At 73.1% G+C, this 16807-nt stretch carries 20 protein-coding genes; 8 read left to right on the forward strand and 12 right to left on the reverse strand.

The features are described from left to right. Positions 1–3: 3 nt before the first annotated feature. A complete protein-coding gene (ligD, locus tag AC3ANM_RS08785; protein WP_488287745.1) occupies positions 4–912 on the forward strand; it encodes a non-homologous end-joining DNA ligase in 909 nt (302 codons plus the stop codon). Here ligD and AC3ANM_RS08790 read toward each other — a convergent pair. The 4 genes from AC3ANM_RS08790 to lysS all read right to left on the reverse strand — a co-directional run bounded on the left by AC3ANM_RS08790 (position 890) and on the right by lysS (position 3759). After that, positions 890–1573 carry a (2Fe-2S)-binding protein gene (locus tag AC3ANM_RS08790; RefSeq protein WP_488287746.1) on the reverse strand — a complete coding sequence of 228 codons (684 nt, stop codon included), beginning with the start codon at positions 1571–1573 and terminating at the stop codon, positions 890–892. The genes ligD and AC3ANM_RS08790 overlap by 23 nt on opposite strands. 100 nt (positions 1574–1673) lie before the next feature. After that, on the reverse strand, positions 1674–2006 hold the full coding sequence (locus AC3ANM_RS08795; protein WP_488287747.1) for a histone-like nucleoid-structuring protein Lsr2: 333 nt from the start codon (positions 2004–2006) through the stop codon (positions 1674–1676). 95 nt (positions 2007–2101) lie between these two features. Next, positions 2102–2299, reverse strand: coding sequence for a hypothetical protein (locus tag AC3ANM_RS08800; protein ID WP_488287748.1), 198 nt, complete (start codon positions 2297–2299; stop codon positions 2102–2104). Beyond that, positions 2296–3759 (reverse strand): lysine--tRNA ligase, encoded by a 1464-nt coding sequence (lysS, locus tag AC3ANM_RS08805; RefSeq protein ID WP_488287931.1) that lies wholly within the window; start codon positions 3757–3759, stop codon positions 2296–2298. Before lysS ends, AC3ANM_RS08800 begins: the two co-directional genes overlap by 4 nt. Before the next feature lie 103 nt (positions 3760–3862). Between lysS and AC3ANM_RS08810 the strand changes: the two genes are divergently transcribed. Then, positions 3863–4639, forward strand: a complete 777-nt coding sequence (locus AC3ANM_RS08810) for a class I SAM-dependent methyltransferase (RefSeq protein WP_488287749.1) — start codon at positions 3863–3865, stop codon at positions 4637–4639. Between the two features lie 77 nt (positions 4640–4716). After that, a complete protein-coding gene (locus AC3ANM_RS08815; RefSeq protein ID WP_488287750.1) occupies positions 4717–4998 on the forward strand; it encodes a hypothetical protein in 282 nt (93 codons plus the stop codon). Positions 4999–5022: 24 nt separating this feature from the next. Here the strand turns inward: AC3ANM_RS08815 and nadC are convergent, their stop codons facing one another. Genes nadC through AC3ANM_RS08840 form a run of 5 tightly spaced genes read right to left on the reverse strand, consistent with a single transcriptional unit; the run spans position 5023 to position 9834 of the window. Then, positions 5023–5901 (reverse strand): carboxylating nicotinate-nucleotide diphosphorylase, encoded by an 879-nt coding sequence (gene nadC, locus AC3ANM_RS08820; RefSeq protein WP_488287751.1) that lies wholly within the window; start codon positions 5899–5901, stop codon positions 5023–5025. Beyond that, positions 5898–7580, reverse strand: a complete 1683-nt coding sequence (locus AC3ANM_RS08825) for an L-aspartate oxidase (RefSeq protein ID WP_488287752.1) — start codon at positions 7578–7580, stop codon at positions 5898–5900. The genes nadC and AC3ANM_RS08825 overlap by 4 nt, the downstream gene beginning before the upstream one ends. Continuing rightward, on the reverse strand, positions 7577–7999 hold the full coding sequence (gene panD / locus AC3ANM_RS08830) for an aspartate 1-decarboxylase (protein ID WP_488287753.1): 423 nt from the start codon (positions 7997–7999) through the stop codon (positions 7577–7579). The genes AC3ANM_RS08825 and panD overlap by 4 nt, the downstream gene beginning before the upstream one ends. A gap of 15 nt (positions 8000–8014) precedes the next feature. After that, the gene (panC, locus tag AC3ANM_RS08835; RefSeq protein ID WP_488287754.1) at positions 8015–8938 is read right to left on the reverse strand and encodes a pantoate--beta-alanine ligase; all 924 of its coding nucleotides are present in this window, start codon (positions 8936–8938) and stop codon (positions 8015–8017) included. After that, complete coding sequence (locus AC3ANM_RS08840) at positions 8935–9834, reverse strand: Rossmann-like and DUF2520 domain-containing protein (protein ID WP_488287755.1); 900 nt, start codon at positions 9832–9834, stop codon at positions 8935–8937. The genes panC and AC3ANM_RS08840 overlap by 4 nt, the downstream gene beginning before the upstream one ends. Before the next feature lie 46 nt (positions 9835–9880). On the opposite strand from AC3ANM_RS08840, the gene AC3ANM_RS08845 reads away from it, so the two are divergent. Then, positions 9881–10843: an SAM-dependent methyltransferase gene (locus tag AC3ANM_RS08845; protein WP_488287756.1), complete on the forward strand. Its 963-nt coding sequence runs from the start codon at positions 9881–9883 to the stop codon at positions 10841–10843. On the opposite strand, the gene AC3ANM_RS08850 is transcribed toward AC3ANM_RS08845, so the two are convergent. Then, entirely contained in the window at positions 10824–12041 is a 1218-nt protein-coding gene (locus AC3ANM_RS08850; protein WP_488287757.1) for a cytochrome P450, read from the reverse strand. The genes AC3ANM_RS08845 and AC3ANM_RS08850 overlap by 20 nt on opposite strands. Before the next feature lie 93 nt (positions 12042–12134). Here AC3ANM_RS08850 and AC3ANM_RS08855 point away from each other — a divergent pair, with 93 nt between their 5' ends. Continuing rightward, positions 12135–12719, forward strand: a complete 585-nt coding sequence (locus AC3ANM_RS08855; RefSeq protein WP_488287758.1) for a hypothetical protein — start codon at positions 12135–12137, stop codon at positions 12717–12719. Between the two features lie 153 nt (positions 12720–12872). Then, positions 12873–14045, forward strand: a complete 1173-nt coding sequence (locus AC3ANM_RS08860; RefSeq protein WP_488287759.1) for an NADH-quinone oxidoreductase subunit D — start codon at positions 12873–12875, stop codon at positions 14043–14045. 48 nt (positions 14046–14093) lie between these two features. Here the strand turns inward: AC3ANM_RS08860 and AC3ANM_RS08865 are convergent, their stop codons facing one another. After that, positions 14094–14750 carry a class I SAM-dependent DNA methyltransferase gene (locus AC3ANM_RS08865; RefSeq protein WP_488287760.1) on the reverse strand — a complete coding sequence of 219 codons (657 nt, stop codon included), beginning with the start codon at positions 14748–14750 and terminating at the stop codon, positions 14094–14096. A 126-nt stretch (positions 14751–14876) separates the two neighbouring features. Between AC3ANM_RS08865 and AC3ANM_RS08870 the strand changes: the two genes are divergently transcribed. Both AC3ANM_RS08870 and AC3ANM_RS08875 read left to right on the forward strand, forming a co-directional pair. Then, the gene (locus AC3ANM_RS08870) at positions 14877–15347 is read left to right on the forward strand and encodes a YeeE/YedE family protein (protein ID WP_488287761.1); all 471 of its coding nucleotides are present in this window, start codon (positions 14877–14879) and stop codon (positions 15345–15347) included. Next, positions 15344–15757 (forward strand): DUF6691 family protein, encoded by a 414-nt coding sequence (locus AC3ANM_RS08875; RefSeq protein WP_488287762.1) that lies wholly within the window; start codon positions 15344–15346, stop codon positions 15755–15757. The genes AC3ANM_RS08870 and AC3ANM_RS08875 overlap by 4 nt, the downstream gene beginning before the upstream one ends. A 26-nt stretch (positions 15758–15783) precedes the next feature. Here the strand turns inward: AC3ANM_RS08875 and rlmB are convergent, their stop codons facing one another. Next, on the reverse strand, positions 15784–16794 hold the full coding sequence (rlmB, locus tag AC3ANM_RS08880; protein WP_488287763.1) for a 23S rRNA (guanosine(2251)-2'-O)-methyltransferase RlmB: 1011 nt from the start codon (positions 16792–16794) through the stop codon (positions 15784–15786). Positions 16795–16807 lie beyond the last annotated feature (13 nt).

A 16807-nucleotide genomic window follows, 5' to 3' on the forward strand; every position in this document is an offset into this window, starting at 1 on the left:
CCCGTGCCGGAGAAGGAGTCGGTGACGGTGACCGTCGACGGGCGGCGGTTGCAGGTGAGCAACCTCGACAAGGTGATGTACCCGGCGACGGAGACGACCAAGGGAGAGGTGCTCAACTACTACGCGCGGGTGGCGCCGATCCTGCTGCCGCTGCTGGCCGACCGGCCCGTGACGCGGATCCGCTGGCCACACGGTGTGGCCGGGCCCTCGTTCTTCGAGAAGAACCTGCCCGGCGGGGCGCCGTCGTGGCTGCGGACCGTGACCGTGGCCTCGAGCGGGTCGCGCGGCGGCGGTGACACGATCCGCTACCCGGTCATCGAGGACACGGCCGCGCTGACCTACCTGGTCAACCTGGCTTCGCTGGAGCTGCACGTGCCGCAGTGGCGCTTCGATGACGACGGGCAGCCGCTGCCCCCGGACCGGATGGTCATCGACCTCGACCCGGGCTCACCGGCCGGGCTGCACGAGTGCGCCCGGGTCGCGCTCGACGTGCGCGAACGGCTCGAGGCGATCGGGCTGTCGTGCGCGCCGGTCACCAGCGGCAGCAAGGGCATGCAGCTGTATGCGCGGCTGCCCGGCCAGGAGGACGCCGACACCATCCGTGAGGTCGCGCGCCAGATCGCCCAGGACCTGACCAAGGTGCGGCCCGACCTGGTGGTCTGGAAGATGACGAAGTCGCTGCGGCCGGGCAAGGTGCTGCTCGACTGGAGCCAGAACACCGCGGCCAAGACGACGATCAGTCCTTACTCGCTGCGTGGCCGGGAGACCCCGGCCGTGGCGGCGCCGCGGACGTGGGCCGAGGTCGAGAAGGGGGCGACCAGCCGGGACGCCCTGCGCCAGCTCGACCTCGACGAGGTGCTGGCCCGGGTGGCGCGCGACGGCGACGTCTTCACCGCCCAGCTGGAGGGCTGAGCCGCGGGCACATGGCACAGGTGGTGGCGCCGGGGAGGGTGAAGATGAAGCAGCACGACTGCCGTCGCTGCGGCTGCGGGGCCGGTGGGGGCAGGCACGTCTCGGCAGCACGGCGGGTGGCGATCTGCCAGGTGTCCTCGATGGCGCCCCGGCGCTGGCGCGAGCTCATTTTCACGCCGGGCTGGTAGCCGTCGACGAAGCGCCGGGCATGGGCGAGGTAGCGCTCGCGGGCCAGGTGCTGCCGCTCGTTCGGGTCGCCGACGAGGGCGAGGTCGCCGGCGCCGAAGGACGCCATCTCGGGGTAGTGCTGGTCGCTCTGCAGGTCGAAGCGGATGTTGCCGGGGCTGGCATCGAGCACCCACGGGCCGAGCGCCACGGCGAACGCGACCGGGTTGGCGAGCACGTCGAGGTACCAGAGGAGGACGAAGGCCGCGGGCATGGCGGGCGGCGGGGCTTGTCGGTACTGCCGGGCCGTCGTGGCCGCCAGCGCCTCGCGCCACGCGGCGGTGGGGTCCTCGCCGCGCTCCTGGCCGTCCACGACGTCCTGGCAGGACCACGGCAGCGGCGACCCGTGGCCGGAAGGCAGCAGGTCCATCCAGCCGAGCCGGGAGGAGACCATCGCCAGCGCGAGGTCGAGGTCGGCCTCGGTCCCTGCGGTCATGCCCCCGACCCTCTCAGACCTGCGCCCCTCCCCGGCCCCCGGGACGGCGACGGCGCCCGTCCCCGTGAGGGGCGGGCGCCGTCGGGTGCCGTGCGACGACTCAGCCGTGCGCCTTGTCGTAGGCGGCCTGGATGTCGGCCGAGATGCGACCGCGGTCGCTGACCTTGTGACCGTTCTCGCGGGCCCACTCGCGGATCGCCGACAGGTCGCGGCCACCACGGCCACCGCTGCGGCGAGCCGGCGTCGTGCTCTTGCGGCCACCGGCGCGGCGGGCGTGCCCGATCCAGGTGGCGAACTCGTCGCGCAGCTTGCTGGCGTGGTCCTCGGACAGGTCGATCTCGTAGGAGACGCCGTCCAGCGCGAACGAGACGGTCTCGGCGGCCTCGCCACCGTCGATGTCGTCCTCGAGCGTGACCACTACGCGTTGTGCCATGTTTTTCTCCAGAGGGGATGGAGGAATTGGTGTCATCAGAAAGTGACGAAATTCCCGGCTCGTCAATGTGCTGAATGCACCCTACGGCATTTCCGCTAACGAGGTAAGTCCCCCGAATTGCCGTTGCCTTTGTGCAACCGCTCCTGCTCGGCTTCCCACTTGGAATGCGCGAGCCGTTCCCTGCGATCACCTTCGAGCATTGACTTGATCACGACATAAAAGAGAAACGCGACACCCGCCGTCGGCAGGAGGGCGGCAATGGCGAGCCACAGGTTGTGCATCGTCCAGCTCACTCCGGCTTCACGGTCGGGAAGAGGATGACCTCGCGCATGGGCTTGCCGGTGAGCAGCATGACCAGGCGGTCCACGCCGAGCCCGGTCCCGCCCATCGGCGGCGCGCCGTACTCCAGCGCGCGCAGGAAGTCCTCGTCGAGCTGCATCGCCTCGGGGTCACCGCCCGCGGCGAGCAGGGACTGCTGCGTGAGGCGCTCCCGCTGGATCACCGGGTCGACGAGCTCGCTGTAGGAGGGCGCCAGCTCGATCCCGCCGATGATGAGGTCCCACGCCTCGACCAGGCCCGGCGTGGAACGGTGCCCGCGGGCCAGCGGCCGCACGGACTCGGGGTAGTCGCACACGAACGTCGGCTGGATGAGGGTGTGCTCGACCAGCTGCTCGAAGACCTCGAGGATGATCTCGCCGGTGCCCCAGCCGGGCCGCAGCTCGATGTCGCGGGCCTCAGCGAGCTTGCGCACCCGCTGCGCCGAGTCCTCGTCCTCCGCGGCCGAGACCTCCTCGCCCAGGGCGTCGGACACGGCGTCGACGATGGGCAGCCAGCGCCACTCGCCGGCGAGGTCGACCTCGTTGCCGCGGTAGTCCACGACGGTGGTGCCGACACCAGCCGCCTTTGCCGCATTCAGTACCAGCTCACGGGTCAGCTCGGCGGCGGTGAACTGGTCGCCATAAGCCTGGTAGAACTCCAGCATCGTGAACTCGGGGCTGTGCGTGGAGTCAATGCCCTCGTTGCGGAAGTTCTTGCCGATTTCGAAGACCCGGTCGACACCGCCGACAACCGCCCTCTTCAGGAAGAGCTCAAGGGCGATCCGCAACGTCATCGGAATGTCGAAAGCATTCAGGTGCGTGTGGAAAGGACGGGCCGCGGCGCCACCGTGAATGAGCTGGAGCTGCGGCGTCTCGACCTCGATGAACTCGTGGTTCTCCAGGGTGTGCCGCAGCGAGCTGATCACCTTGGCGCGGGTGCGCACCATGTCGCGCGCCTCCTGGCGCACCAGCAGGTCGGCGTAGCGCTGGCGCACGCGGGACTCCTCGGAGAGCTCCTTGTGCAGGGTCGGCAGCGGCCGCAGGGCCTTGCTGACCATGGTCCAGGAGTCGGCCATGACCGACAGCTCACCGCGCTTGCTGCAGATGACCCGGCCGTGGACGAACACGTGGTCGCCGAGGTCGGTGTCGGACTTCCAGGCCGCCAGCGACTCCTCGCCCACCTCTGCGAGGCTGAGCATCACCTGGAGGCGGGTGCCGTCGCCCTCCTGGAGCGTGGCGAAGCAGAGCTTGCCGGTGTTGCGCACGAACACGACCCGGCCGGCGACGCCGACGAGGTTGTCGGTCTCCTCCCCCGCCTCGAGGTGCTGGTAGCCGGCCCGCACGTCGGCGAGGGTGTGCGTGCGGGGCACGCCCACGGCATACGGCTCCCTGCCCTCGGCGATCAGCCGCGCCCGCTTCTCCCGACGGACGCGCATCTGCTCGGGCACATCGGTCTCGGGTACGGCAGGAGTGGGTGTGTCGGTCACGCGGCAAGGGTACCTACTGCACCTCGGCGGCCCGCGAGGTAGTTTCCGGCGCATGGGTGGGGACGACGCAGGCGAGGTCTACGCGAGGCGGCGCACGTCGTTCGGTGCGATGGCTGCCGAGTACGACGCGGTGCGCCCGTCGTGGCCGGCGGACTCCGTCGGGTGGATGCTCGGATCCCCCACGCCCTCAACGGTGTTGCGCGTCGTCGACCTCGGGGCGGGCACCGGCAAGGGGACCCGCACCCTGGCGCGGATGGGCCACGACGTCGTCGCCGTGGAACCGGCGGAGGGCATGCTGGGGGCGTTGCGAGGATCACTCCGCAGCCTGCCGCCGGAGGTCGCCGCGCGCGTCGACGCCCGCGACGGCAGCGCCGAGCACCTGCCCGTCGAGGACGGCACCGCCGACGCGGTGACCGTCTTCCAGGCGTGGCACTGGTTCGACCACGCGGCGGCGGCACGGGAGTGCGCCCGGGTCCTGCGACCCGGTGGGTGGCTGTCGATGGCGTGGCACCGGCGCGACGAGTCGGTGGGCTGGCAGGAGGAGCTCTCCGGCCTGGTCGACCGCCACGAGAGCATCGCGGAGGACGAGGACTTCCCGCCGATGCCCGAGGCGTTCGAGCCGGTCGAGCGCGCGGTGTTCGGCTGGACGATGCGCCAGAGCCCGCAGGACCTGGCCCGGCACGCCGGCACGTGGTCGTTCGTCGCGATCCGCCCCGACCGCGACGAGGTGCTCGACCGGGTCCGCGCGCTCGGCGACCGGGTGGCCGGTCCCGACGGCATGGTCGAGCTGCCGATGCTCACCGAGTGCTACCGCCTGCGCCGCCGCTGACTCACCACCTCCTCACCCTTCGGCGGGGTGCGCGCTGCCCTCCGCCGGCGCGATGCTCCCGCCAGGAGGTGGTCACCATGGCTGACCAGATCGACCGGGTGGGCGAGCTGCTCCACGAGGTCGCCGAGACCCACCACCGGGTCTACCGGATCACCGACGGCGCCGACGACGACTGGGCCACGTTCTACTCGGACTGGCTGGTGCGCCTCTCGGAGCTGCCGACGCTGCTGGGCCGGGCGCCCGTCCGCAGCGAGCTGACCCAGCAGCTGGTCAGCCTCGACCAGGAGTTCACCGACGCGGTCACCGAGCTGCCGTGGGAGCAGTACTACGCCGAGCGGCTCGTCACGCACTTCGGCTGAGCCGGCACCCGTGGCCGGCCGGCCTCAGTCGTCCTCGACGAGGTCGAGCGCGATGTCCATGATCGGCGAGGAGTGGGTCAGCGCGCCGACGGAGAGGTAGTCCACCCCGGTCTGCGCGTAGGCCCGCGCGACGTCGAGGGTGAGCCCGCCGGTCGCCTCGATCTCCACGTCCTCCCCGGTCGCCCGGACGGTCTCGACGGTGGCCTGGAGCAGCTCGACGCTCATGTTGTCCAGCAGCAGGAACCGCGCCCCGGCCTGCACCGCCTCCAGCGCCTCCTTGAGCGTGGTCGCCTCCACCTGGATCGGCACCTGCGGGTAGGCCGTGTGCACGGCCGCGATCGCGGCCGTCAGCGAGCCCGCGGCGATCTTGTGGTTGTCCTTGATCATGGCCACGTCGTAGAGGCCCATGCGCTTGTTGGTGCCGCCGCCGCAGCGCACGGCGTACTTCTCCAGCGCCCGCAGCAACGGGGTGGTCTTGCGGGTGTCCAGGACGGTGGCCGAGGTGCCCTCGAGCTCGTGCGCCCACAGCGCGGTGTGGGTCGCGACGCCGGAGAGCCGGGACATGAGGTTGAGCAGGGTGCGCTCGCCGACGAGGATCGCGCGGGTCGAGCCGCGCAGGACGGCGATGACGTCGCCGCGGTGGAGCATGTCGCCGTCCTCGTGGCGCACCTCGACGTCCACCTCGGGCAGCCCGAGCCGCTCGGAGACGGCGCGGAACACCAACGACACCAACGGGATCCCGGCCACGACGCCGTCGGCGCGGGCCACGACGTGGGCGGTGCTGCGCTGCCCGGAGGGGATGGTGGCCGTGGTGGTGACGTCGACGCCCGGGAAGCCCCCGAGGTCCTCCTCGAGCGCACCGTCGACGATGGTCTGGGCGGCCTTCTCGGGGAATCCGGTCATGCGAGGTCCTGGGGGTCGACGGGGTGGATGGAGGTGGCGACCGTGCCGTCGGGCCGGCGCCAGGCGCGGAGGTGGGCGCGCCACTGCTCGTCACGCATCGGGAAGTCGGAGCGGACGTGGCCGCCGCGGGTCTCCTCGCGCAGGGCGGCGACGTGGGTGAGCAGCTGTCCGACGTGCAGCAGGTTGCTGGTCTCCCACGACAGCGGACCGGCCTCCGAGGCCTCGGCCTCGTCGGCGATGACCGCGAGGGCCTTGGCCGTCTGGGCGAGCCCTTCGGCCGAGCGCACGGCACCGGAGCCCAGGGTCATGGCCCGCTGGACCTCGGTCCGGCGGGCGGCGGGGATCAGCGCGGTCGGCCCGGCCGGAGCCACCGGCGTCGTCGTCGACAGCTCCCCCCGGCCCAGCCGGGCGGACACGTCGTCGGCGATCCGGTGGGCGAAGACCAGGCCCTCCAGCAGCGAGTTCGAGGCCAGGCGGTTGGCGCCGTGGACGCCGGTGCAGGACACCTCGCCGCAGGCGTAGAGCCCCTCCAGAGAGGTCCGGCCGAGCAGGTCGGTGCGGACGCCGCCGCTGGCGTAGTGCTGGGCCGGCGCGACCGGCAGCAGGTCGGTGACCGGGTCGAAGCCGAGCTCGCGGCAGCGCGCCACGATCGAGGGGAAGCGCCGCTCGAGGAACTCGCGCCCGAGGTGCCGGGCGTCGAGGTAGACGTGGTCGGACCCGGTCAGGGCCATCCGGTCGACGATGGCCCGGGCGACGACGTCCCGCGGGGCGAGGTCGGCCAGCTCGTGCACGCCCTGCATGAAGCGGACGCCGTCCCTGTCGACCAGGAAGGCGCCCTCACCGCGGACCGCCTCGGAGATCAGGGGCTGCTGGCCGCTGGAGCCCTCACCCAGCCAGAGCACGGTCGGGTGGAACTGCACGAACTCCAGGTCGGCGATCACCGCCCCCGCGCGCAGCGCCGCCGCGACCCCGTCGCCGGTGGCCACGGAGGGGTTGGTCGTGGCGGACCAGACCTGGCCGATGCCGCCGGTGGCGAGGACCACCGCGCGGGCGTGGGCGGCGCCGACGCCGTCGATCTGGCCCTCGCCGATGACGTGCAGCGTCACGCCGCAGACGCGGGCGTCGCCGTCCTGGAGCAGGTCCACGACCAGGGCGTGCTCGATGACCTGGATGCCGGGGTCATCCTTGACCGCGTGCAGCGCGTTGATCAGCGCGCGCGAGATCTCCTTGCCGGTGGCGTCGCCGCCGGCGTGCGCGATCCGGTCGCGGTGGTGCCCACCCTCGCGGGTCAGCGAGATCTCCCCATTGGCGTCGCGGTCGAACTCGGTGCCCAGCGCCACGAGCTCGCGCACGCGCGCCGGGCCCTCGGTCACCAGGGTCCGCACGGCCTCGACGTCGCAGACCTCCACCCCGGCGACGAGCGTGTCGTGCAGGTGCGCGTCCGGGGAGTCGGCCGGGTCGAGGGCCGCGGCGATCCCGCCCTGGGCCCACTGCGTGGAGCCCTCGGAGAGCACCGTCTTGGTGACGAGCAGGACCCGGTCCACCCGCTGCCGCAGCCGGAGCGCGGCGGTGAGTCCCGCGATACCGGAGCCGACGACGATGACGTCGGCGGACACCGTCCAGCCCGGGTCGGGGGCGACCAGCCGCGACGGTATGCCGTGCGGCAGGGTCGCGCTCACATGGCACCCCGCGCGACGCCGGAGCTCTCCAGCCCGAAGCCCTCGGGCACCTGCCCGGGGTCGCCGCTGACGTCGACGATCTGGTTGTCGTGGTCGACGAAGACGACCTTGGGCACGAAGGTGCGCGCCTCGGCGTCGTCCATGCCCGCGTAGGCGATGAGGATGACGATGTCGCCGGGCTGGATCAGGTGGGCCGCGGCGCCGTTGATGCAGATGGTGCCCGAGCCGGCCTCGCCCTCGATGACGTAGGTGGTCAGCCGGTTGCCGTTGGTGACGTCGACGATGTCGACCCGCTCGCCCGGCAGCAGCCCGGCGGCCTCGAGCAGGAGCCGGTCGACGGTCACCGAGCCGACGTAGTTGAGGTCCGCCTGGGTCACCGTGGCCCGGTGGATCTTGGCGTAGAGCATGAAGCGCTGCACGGTGGTCGTCCTTGGCTACTCGAGGGGGGCTTCGTGGCGTCCGGCGTGCTCGGAGAACACCTGCAGGGCCCCGCCCCCAGGGCCGACGCGGACCGGCATGTTGTCGATGAGGCGGGTCGTGCCGACCCGGCCGGCGACGGCGAGCAGTGCCTCGCCTCGGTACCACTCCGGCACGTCCTCGAGGGTGGTCGGGTGGACCAGCACGAGGTAGTCGATGAGGGCCAGCGGCTCCTTGACCAGGACGGCGCGGGCCGCCCGTCGGATCGCCGAAGGGCCCTCCGCGGCGGCGTCGGCGCCGGACTTCAGCGCCTGCGACAGGCACAGGGCGACCTCGCGGTCGGAGGCGGTGAGGTAGGTGTTGCGGCTGGACATGGCCAGACCATCCTCCTCCCGCACGGTGGGCACCGACACCACGTCGACCGGGAAGTCGAGGTCGCGCACCATCCGGCGGATGAGCAGCAGCTGCTGGGCGTCCTTCTGGCCGAAGTAGGCGCTGCTGGCGCCGGTGAGGTGCAGCAGCTTGCCGACCACGGTGAGCACGCCGTCGAAGTGGCCGGGCCGGGCCTGGCCCTCGAGCACGGCGCCGAGCGGGCCGGCGGACATGCGCACGCCCGGGTCGCCGTCGGGGTAGACCACGTCCGGGGTGGGGGCGAAGACGATGTCGACGCCCTCGCGGGTGCAGATCTCCATGTCGTCGTCGAACGTGCGCGGGTAGCGGGAGAGGTCCTCGCGCGGGCCGAACTGCAGCGGGTTGAGGAAGATCGTGACGATGACGTGCTCGGCGCGGGCGCGGGCCTGCTTGATCAGCTGGGCGTGCCCGTGGTGCAGGGCCCCCATCGTCATGACCACGGCCACGTCGCCGGGGGTGAGCGCGGCGCGGGCCTCGGCCAGCTCGTCGCGGGTGCGCGCGACGACGGGCGTGGTGGTCCTGGTGGTCACGGGAGCTCCTTCGGGACGGCAAGGATGTCGAGCAGTGGCTCGGCCGCGGACGCCGTCAGCCGCCCACTCGCCAAGGCTCGCTCGGCCGTGGCGCGCGCGAGGGCGAGGTAGGTGGCGCGGACGTCGGGGGTCTCGTCGGCCAGCTGTCGCAGGTGCGCAGCAACGGTACCGGCATCTCCCCTGGCCACCGGACCGGTGAGAGCCGCGTCACCCAGCCGCAGCGCGTTGTCCAGGGCCGCGTTGAGAAGGGGCGCGATGACCCGATGGGGGTGCTCGACGCCGGCGGAGCCGAGCACCTGCATCGCCTGGGCGACCAGGGTGACCAGGTGGTTGGCCCCGTGGGCCAGCCCCGCGTGGTACCGCTCGCGCTGCTCCTCGGCGATCCACACCGGCTCCGCGCCCATCTCGACGACGAGTGCCTCCGCGACCGGGCGCAGCGCCTCCGGCGCGGTGATGCCGAAGCAGCAGTCGGTCAGCCGGGTCAGGTCCATCGCCGTGCCGGTGAACGTCATCGCCGGGTGCAGGGCCAGGCCGATGATGTGCGCGCCGGCGGCGGGCTCGAAGACCCTGACCCCGTAGCGGCCGGAGGTGTGCACGACGATCTGCCCGGCCTGCCACGCGTGCGTGGCGGTCAGCCCGGCGATGAGGTCGGGCAGCGCGTCGTCGGGCACGGTGAGCAGCAGCAGCTCCGCGCGGGCGACGACCTCCTCGACGGTCAGCAGCGGTATGCCGGGCAGCAGCTTCGCGGCCCGCTCCCGGGAGGCGTCGCTCACCCCGGAGGCGGCCACGACCTTGTGGCCCGCGCGGGCCAGCGCGGCGCCGAGGACGACGCCGACGCGGCCGGCGCCGACGACGCCGACCTCGAGGCGGGCGGGACGCTCGTCGGGGGTGCTCACCCACGGAACGCTAGCGCGGTCCTCCGCGGGCCGTAGCGTGCTCCCCGTGACGTGGATCCCCTGGCCGCAGGCGTGGCAGGCGGCGCTCTACGGGCCGGGCGGCCTCTACCGCCAGCCCGCAGGCCCGGCCGGCCACTTCGCCACGTCCACCCAGGGGGCGCCAGGGCTCGGCGAGCTGCTGGCCCGGGCGCTGGTGACCCTCATGGAGCTCGAGGGCCTGACGACGTTCGTCGACGTGGGGTGCGGGCGCGGGGAGCTGCTGGGCCACGTCCAGGCGCTGGCGCCGTCGGTGACCTGCGTGGGGGTCGACGTGGTGGGGCGTCCGGACTCCCTGCCGGCTGAGGTCGCGTGGCTGGAGTCGCCCGGGGGCGTGGCGCTGCCGGAGGGCCTGTGTGACCTCACCGACGCGCTGGTGCTGGCCAACGAGTGGCTGGACGTCGTGCCGTGCACCGTGGCGCAGGTCGACGATGACGCGGTGCCGCGGGAGGTGCTGGTCGACCCGCGCTCCGGCGAGGAGCAGCTCGGTGACCCGCTCACCGGGCCGGATCTGCTGTGGTGCCAACGTTTCTGGCCGGTCGATGACGCCGAGCCCGGCGACCGGGTGGAGGTCGGGCTGGCTCGCGACGAGGCCTGGGCCGGGCTGCTCGGGAGGCTGAGCTCGGGCGTCGCCATTGCCGTGGACTACGGCCACGTGGCCGGCGCGCGGCCAGCCGCGGGGACGCTGACCGGGTTCCGCTCCGGGCACCACGTCATGGCCGTGCCCGACGGGTCCTGCGACCTCACCGCCCACGTCGCGATGGACTCGCTGCGCCACGACGAGCTCGTCGACCAGCGGACTGCGTTGCGGCGCTTGGGGATCGACGGTGGGGACCGCCCGGGCTACGAGCTCGCGCGAGCCGACCCCACGGCATACCTGCGTGCCCTGGGCGAGGCGTCCGCCGCGGCGGCGCTGACCGCGCGGGGCGGGCTCGGCGACTTCCTGTGGGCGATCACGCGGGTGCGACCGTGAGGTGCTCGTAGCCGCGCAGGACGAAGGTGGGCCGGCGCGCGGCGTCCACGACCTCGAGGCGGCCGAAGCGGTGCAGCAGCGCGCGCACGCTGGTCTGCAGCTCCAGCCGGGCCAGCGGGGCACCGAGGCAGAAGTGGATGCCGGCGCCGAAGGCGAGGTGCGGGTTGGGGGAGCGGCCGGCGCGGAACCGGTCGGGGTCGGCGAACGCGGCGGGGTCCCGGTTGGCTGCTCCGAGGAGCGCAGCGATCTTGTGCCCCCGGGGGATCGGGATGCCGCCGACCTCGACGTCCTCGGTGGCCGTGCGCTCGAAGAGCTGCAGAGGGGAGTCGTGGCGCAGCATCTCCTCGACCAGGTCGACGACCGCAGCTTCGTCGCCCAGCCCGGCCAGGACCTGGGTGACCTCGTCGGGCTCGGCCAGGAGCGAGGCCAGGCCGTTGCCGAAGCCGTTGACGCTGGCCTCGTGCCCGGCGTTGAGCAGCAGCACCGCGGTGGCGACCAGCTCGTGCGGGGAGAGCCGGTCCGAGCCGTCCCGGACGGCGACGAGGTCGCTGAGCAGGTCGGAGCCGGGGTGGCGCGCCCGCTCGTCGGCGAGGGCCTGGACGTAGGCGGCGAACTCGGCCGCCGCCGCACGGGCGGCACGCTCGGCCTCGGGGCTGCGCTCGACCTCGTACATCTTCACGATCGCCTGCGACCACGGCCGCAGCAGCGGGCGGTCCGCCTCGGGCCAGCCGAGCAGCTCGGCGATGACCAGCACCGGCAAGGGCTCGGCGTAGGCGTCGAGGACGTCGAAGGAGCCGTCCTGCTCGAGCCGCGCCGCGCAGTCCTCGAGCAGCTGCCCGGCCAGGGCCTCGATCCGCGGGGCGAGGCGCTGCACGTGGCCGCGGCCGAACGCCGCAGCGACGAGCCGGCGCAGCCGGGACTGCTTGGGCGGCTCGGAGTCCAGGATCGAGTCGGCGTGCAGCCAGTTGAAGGTCGCCCAGTCCGTCTCGGGCTCGCGCGGGGTGTAGAGGCGACCCAGCCGCCGGTCGCGCAGGACGGCGTCGCAGGCGGCGCGGCTGGTGGCCAGAGTCAGGTCCAGCCCCGAGTGGTGGGCCACCGGGGCGGCGGCGCGCAGCCGGGCGAAGTGCGGGTAGGGGTCGGCGACGACCGCCGGGTCGGTGAGGTCCAGCAGGGAGGCGGCGTCGACGGCAGCGGTCATGGGGTGATGCTGCCCGCACCTCCGGGTGGACACCAGCGACGGGTCAGGAAGGATGTCCGGCACCCCAACCCCCTCGAGAGGACTGCTCGACGCATGCCCACCCCCCGGTACGGACGTTCCCTCACCACCCTCTCCCGCTGCACGCTCGCCCTCACCACCGCCGTGCTGGCGCTCGGGCTGGCCGCCTGCGGCGCCGACGGCCCACCGCAGGACGGGGCGGTCGTCATGACCCCGACCGCCCCGCAGTCCGCGGCCTCCGCCACGGTGGCGTCGCAGCCGGACGGCACCCCCACCCGGCCCTACAGCGACGTCGCCGGCCGCGCCTACGACCTCGGCACCATCGACGGCCTGGAGGACCGAGACGGCATGAAGGTCGCCGTCCTGGACCGCTTCACTGCCAAGGGGGTCCCCGACAGCGAGATCGCCGCGCGCGGCCTGCCGATCAAGCCGTTCACCGACCCGCCGTTCGAGAACCTGGGCCGCACCAAGTTCCGCATCCCGGTCGCGGCCGACGCCACGTTCGTCTACCACCACTGCATCGCGGCCGACCAGCCGGTACAGAGCGTGTCGACCGACCTGGCGCACATGTCCTCCCTCGGTGAGCCGGAGGACATCGTCGTGGTCACGCTCAACGGGAAGGGCGAGATGACCCACGCCGAGAACGAGCCCGGCTGCTGAGACGCGGCTGACGGGAGACCACGGAGGGTGCGGTGCGGGCCGGGGCCGCGCCGCACCCTCCGTGGTCCGCGGGCCGTATGACGCGACGCGCCCTGGTGCCACCCGGCACCAGGGCGCGTGGCGCGATACGGCCGGGCTGGCAGACTGAGCCGCATGAGCACCCCCGCGAGCCCGCGCGAGCTCACCGTCGGCATGGGCGCCGGTGGCCTGGCCACCGCGGACATGGTGCTCAACATCGGCCCGCAGCACCCGGCCACGCACGGCGTGCTGCGGCTGCGGCTGGTCGTCGACGGCGAGCGGATCGTCAGCGCCGAGCCGATCATCGGCTACATGCATCGCGGGGCCGAGAAGCTCTTCGAGGTGCGCGACTACCGCCAGATCATCGTGCTGGCCAACCGGCACGACTGGCTCTCGGCGTTCGGCAACGAGCTCGGCGTGGTGCTGGCCGCCGAGTCGATGCTGGGCATGGAGGTGCCCGAGCGGGCGACGTGGGCACGGACGCTGCTGGCCGAGCTGAACCGCGTGCTCAACCACCTGATGTTCCTCGGCTCCTACCCCCTCGAGCTCGGCGCGATCACGCCGATCTTCTACTCCTTCCGCGAGCGGGAGGAGCTCCAGGCCGTCATGGAGGAGGCCTCCGGCGGCCGGATGCACTACATGTTCAACCGGGTCGGCGGCCTCAAGGAGGACCTGCCGGCCGGGTGGCTGGGCCGGGTGGCCGCGGCCATCGCGGCGGTGCGACGCCGGCTGCCCGACCTCGAGAGCCTCATCGTGGGCAACGAGATCGTGCACGCCCGCGCTCGCGGGGTCGGTGTGCTGCCGCCGGAGACCATTGATGCGTATGGCGTCTCGGGCCCGATCGCGCGGGCATCCGGCGTCGACATGGACCTCCGGCGGGACGAGCCCTACCTGGCGTACGGCTCGATCTTCGCCCCGGGCGGCCCCGGCCGGGTCGTCACGCGCACCGAGGGCGACTGCCTCGCGCGCCTGGAGGTGCTGCTCGAGCAGGTCCACGTCAGCCTCGACATCGCCGAGCACTGCCTCGACGTGCTGGGGTCGCTGCCGCAGGGCCCGGTCAACCAGCGGCTGCCCAAGGTGCTGAGGGTGCCGGAGGGCCACACCTACGTGCACACCGAGAACCCGCTGGGGTTCAACGGCTACTACCTGGTCTCGCGCGGGGACAAGACGCCCTGGCGGCTGAAGCTGCGCTCGGCCTCGTTCAACAACGTCTCGGTGCTGGGCGAGGTGCTGCCGGGCAACCTCATCGCCGACATGGTGGCCATCCTGGGCTCGATGTTCTTCGTCGTCGGCGACGTCGACAAGTAGCCGAGCCTTCCGGCCCCCGCCGCTTCCCGGTGCCCGTGTCGGCGCCGGCTACGTCGTCGGGCGCTGTGCGCTGATCACGACCTGGGGGCGGGACTCCCCGCGAGCCGGCAGGTGCAGCTGCGCCGTGGGCTCCAACCCGGCTGCGACGACGAGCTCGAGGAGCTGCGCCGGCTGCCACAGGTGCGTCGTCCACGTGACGGGCACCCCGCCGTAGGCCTCCGTGCGCAGGACGTCCCCGGTGCCCACGTGCGTGCCGATGATCGCGTGTCCTCCCGGGACGAGCGCGCGGGCGAACGACGCCAGCACGTCGGGCAGGACGTCCCGGGGGAGGTTGAACAGGGACCACCAGCCGAGGATCCCGCCGAGCGACCCTGGCTCGAGGTCGAGCTCGGTGACTGAGGCGACGGCGAACCGCAGGCCCGGGTGGAGGCGCCGGGCGTGCTCGACCATCTTCGGCGACAGGTCGACGCCCGAGACGTCGACGCCGAGACCGGCGAGGTGAGCGGTGATGGCGCCGGGGCCGCAGCCGACGTCCAGCACGGGGCCGAGGCCGCTGACGTCCTCGGCGAAGACGACAAGGGCGGCGCGCAGCCACGGGAGGGCGCTGAGGTCGCTCATGTTCATCGCGACGTAGTTGTCGGCCACCCGGTCGTAGGAGGCGCGGACGACGTCGAGGTCGGCAGGCTGGGCAATCGGTGGGACCACGTGCGCAGACACTAGCGACCCGGCCGCCGTTCGGCGCCCGGACCGAGGCACGGCACCGGCCTGGGGCGAACAGGCCCCGGCACCACGCCATGGCCCCTACCCTGCGACTGGGGAGAGGGGTCGCCGATGCTGCACGTGTTGCCGCACCAGCTGCCGTGGTGGGTGGCCGGGCCCGGCATCGGGCTGTGCGTGGTCGCCCTGTACGGCATCGCCAACGTCAAGCTCGGGGTCTCCGGCGGCTGGCTCCAGCTGCTGCTCGCCGCGCAGGGGCGACGGGTGACCGAGCCGTGGCGGATCTGGTTCAACGCCGGGCTCGTGGTCGGCGCGCTCCTCGCCGGGGTTCTGGGCTCGACTGCCCTCCATGGCTACGGGGCGCTGGGAGCCGCGCTCCCGGCATACCTGCTCGTGCCCGTGCTGGCGGTCACTGGCGTGACCATCGGCTACGGCGCACGGTGGGCGGGCGGGTGCACCTCCGGGCACGGGATCTCGGGGTGCGCCGTCGGGTCGCCCGAGAGCCTGGCGGCGACGATGACGTTCTTCGGCGTGGCCGTCCTGGTCACGCTGGCGCTGCACCTCGTGACCGGCGGTGCGGTGTGAGGCGCGGCCTGGCCGCCACGGCGTTGGTGGTCGGCGTGGCGTTCGGGTTCCTGCTGACGGCGAGCGGGCTCGGCGACTACGACACGATCCACCGCGGGCTGCTGCTCCAGGACGCCTACATCTACCTCATGATGGGCGCGACCGTGCTGACCGCGGCGACCGGGGTGCTGCTCCTGCGCCGGCGACGGCGCACGCTGCTCGGAGGCACGCTGGTCCTGCCCCGACACCGGCCTCGACGCTCGACCTTCTACGGGGCGGCGGTCTTCGGGGTCGGCTTCGGCGTCGGCGCGACCTGCCCGGGGATCACCGTGGCGATGGTGGCCACCGGTGGGCTCTACGGCGCGGTCGTCCTCGCCGGGATCCTGGCCGGGCTGTGGCTGCGCGGCCGCACCGAGGTGCGGCGCCCGTAGCCCCACGAACCGCCCGCCGAGCGCTGCTACGTCGTGGTGGCGCGGCGGCGGGCGATCTCGTAGAGCGTCACGCCCGTCGCGATGCCGGCATTGAGCGACTCGACCGCCGAGGACATCGGGATCGAGACGATCTGGTCGCAGGTCTCGGCGACGAGGCGGGACAGGCCCTTGCCCTCGGAGCCGACGACGATGACCAGCGGCTCGGTGGCCAGCTCCAGCGCCGGCAGCTCGACGTCGCCGTCCATGTCCAGGCCGAGGATGAAGAAGCCGGCCTTGCGGTAGTCCTCCAGCGTCCGGGTCAGGTTGCCGGCGAGGGCGACCGGGATGCGCGCGGCGGCGCCGGCGGAGGTCTTCCACGCGCTGGCGGTCATGCCGACCGAGCGGCGCTCGGGCACGATCACGCCGTGCCCGCCGAACGCGGCCACCGAGCGGATGATCGCGCCGAGGTTGCGCGGGTCGGTGATCCCGTCCAGCGCCACGACCAGCGGGATGCCCGGCGTCTGCGGGTCGACCAGGTCGGTGGGGTGGGCGTACTCGTAGGGCGGCACCTGCAGCGCCAGGCCCTGGTGGACCGCGCCGTCGGTGAGCCGGTCGAGCTCCCCGCGGGGGGTCTCCAGCACCGGGATGCCGCGGTTGGTCGCGATCTTCAGCGCCTCGCGCACGCGGTCGTCGGCGTCGATCCGGCCGGCGACGTACATCGTGGTGACCGGGACCTCGGCCCGCAGCGCCTCGACGACGGAGTTGCGGCCCGCGACGATCTCGCTGGAGGTGCGGGAGCGGCGGCCGGAGCCGGCGCGCGAGCCGCCCCCGCCCGGACGACCCTGGCCGGAGCCGCCGCGCTGGGCCGGACCGGAGGCCGCACCGTCGCGCTTGGCGGCGGCGCGGGCGCGCTTGGCCGTGATGTGCTTGGTGCGGTCCTCGGCCTTGGGCGTGGGGCCCTTGCCCTCGAGGCCACGGCGACGCTGGCCGCCGCTGCCGACGGTCGCGCCCTTCTTGGACTTGCGGATCGCGCCTCGGCGCTGGGAGTTGCCTGCCATCAGGAAGTCAGTC

The organism is Oryzihumus sp. JJN4-3R (assembly GCF_057747915.1).

Bases quoted from the DNA above. Each gene is read 5' to 3' on its own strand.
- AC3ANM_RS08815 (WP_488287750.1), top strand. From the start codon at position 4,717: ATGGCTGACCAGATCGACCGGGTGGGCGAGCTGCTCCACGAGGTCGCC.
- AC3ANM_RS08870 (WP_488287761.1), top strand. From the start codon at position 14,877: ATGCTGCACGTGTTGCCGCACCAGCTGCCGTGGTGGGTGGCCGGGCCC.
- lysS (WP_488287931.1), bottom strand. From the start codon at position 3,759: ATGCGCGTCCGTCGGGAGAAGCGGGCGCGGCTGATCGCCGAGGGCAGG.
- AC3ANM_RS08850 (WP_488287757.1), bottom strand. From the start codon at position 12,041: ATGACCGCTGCCGTCGACGCCGCCTCCCTGCTGGACCTCACCGACCCG.
- AC3ANM_RS08810 (WP_488287749.1), top strand. From the start codon at position 3,863: ATGGGTGGGGACGACGCAGGCGAGGTCTACGCGAGGCGGCGCACGTCG.
- rlmB (WP_488287763.1), bottom strand. From the start codon at position 16,794: ATGGCAGGCAACTCCCAGCGCCGAGGCGCGATCCGCAAGTCCAAGAAG.
- AC3ANM_RS08795 (WP_488287747.1), bottom strand. From the start codon at position 2,006: ATGGCACAACGCGTAGTGGTCACGCTCGAGGACGACATCGACGGTGGC.
- AC3ANM_RS08790 (WP_488287746.1), bottom strand. From the start codon at position 1,573: ATGACCGCAGGGACCGAGGCCGACCTCGACCTCGCGCTGGCGATGGTC.
- AC3ANM_RS08860 (WP_488287759.1), top strand. From the start codon at position 12,873: ATGAGCACCCCCGCGAGCCCGCGCGAGCTCACCGTCGGCATGGGCGCC.
- AC3ANM_RS08855 (WP_488287758.1), top strand. From the start codon at position 12,135: ATGCCCACCCCCCGGTACGGACGTTCCCTCACCACCCTCTCCCGCTGC.
- nadC (WP_488287751.1), bottom strand. From the start codon at position 5,901: ATGACCGGATTCCCCGAGAAGGCCGCCCAGACCATCGTCGACGGTGCG.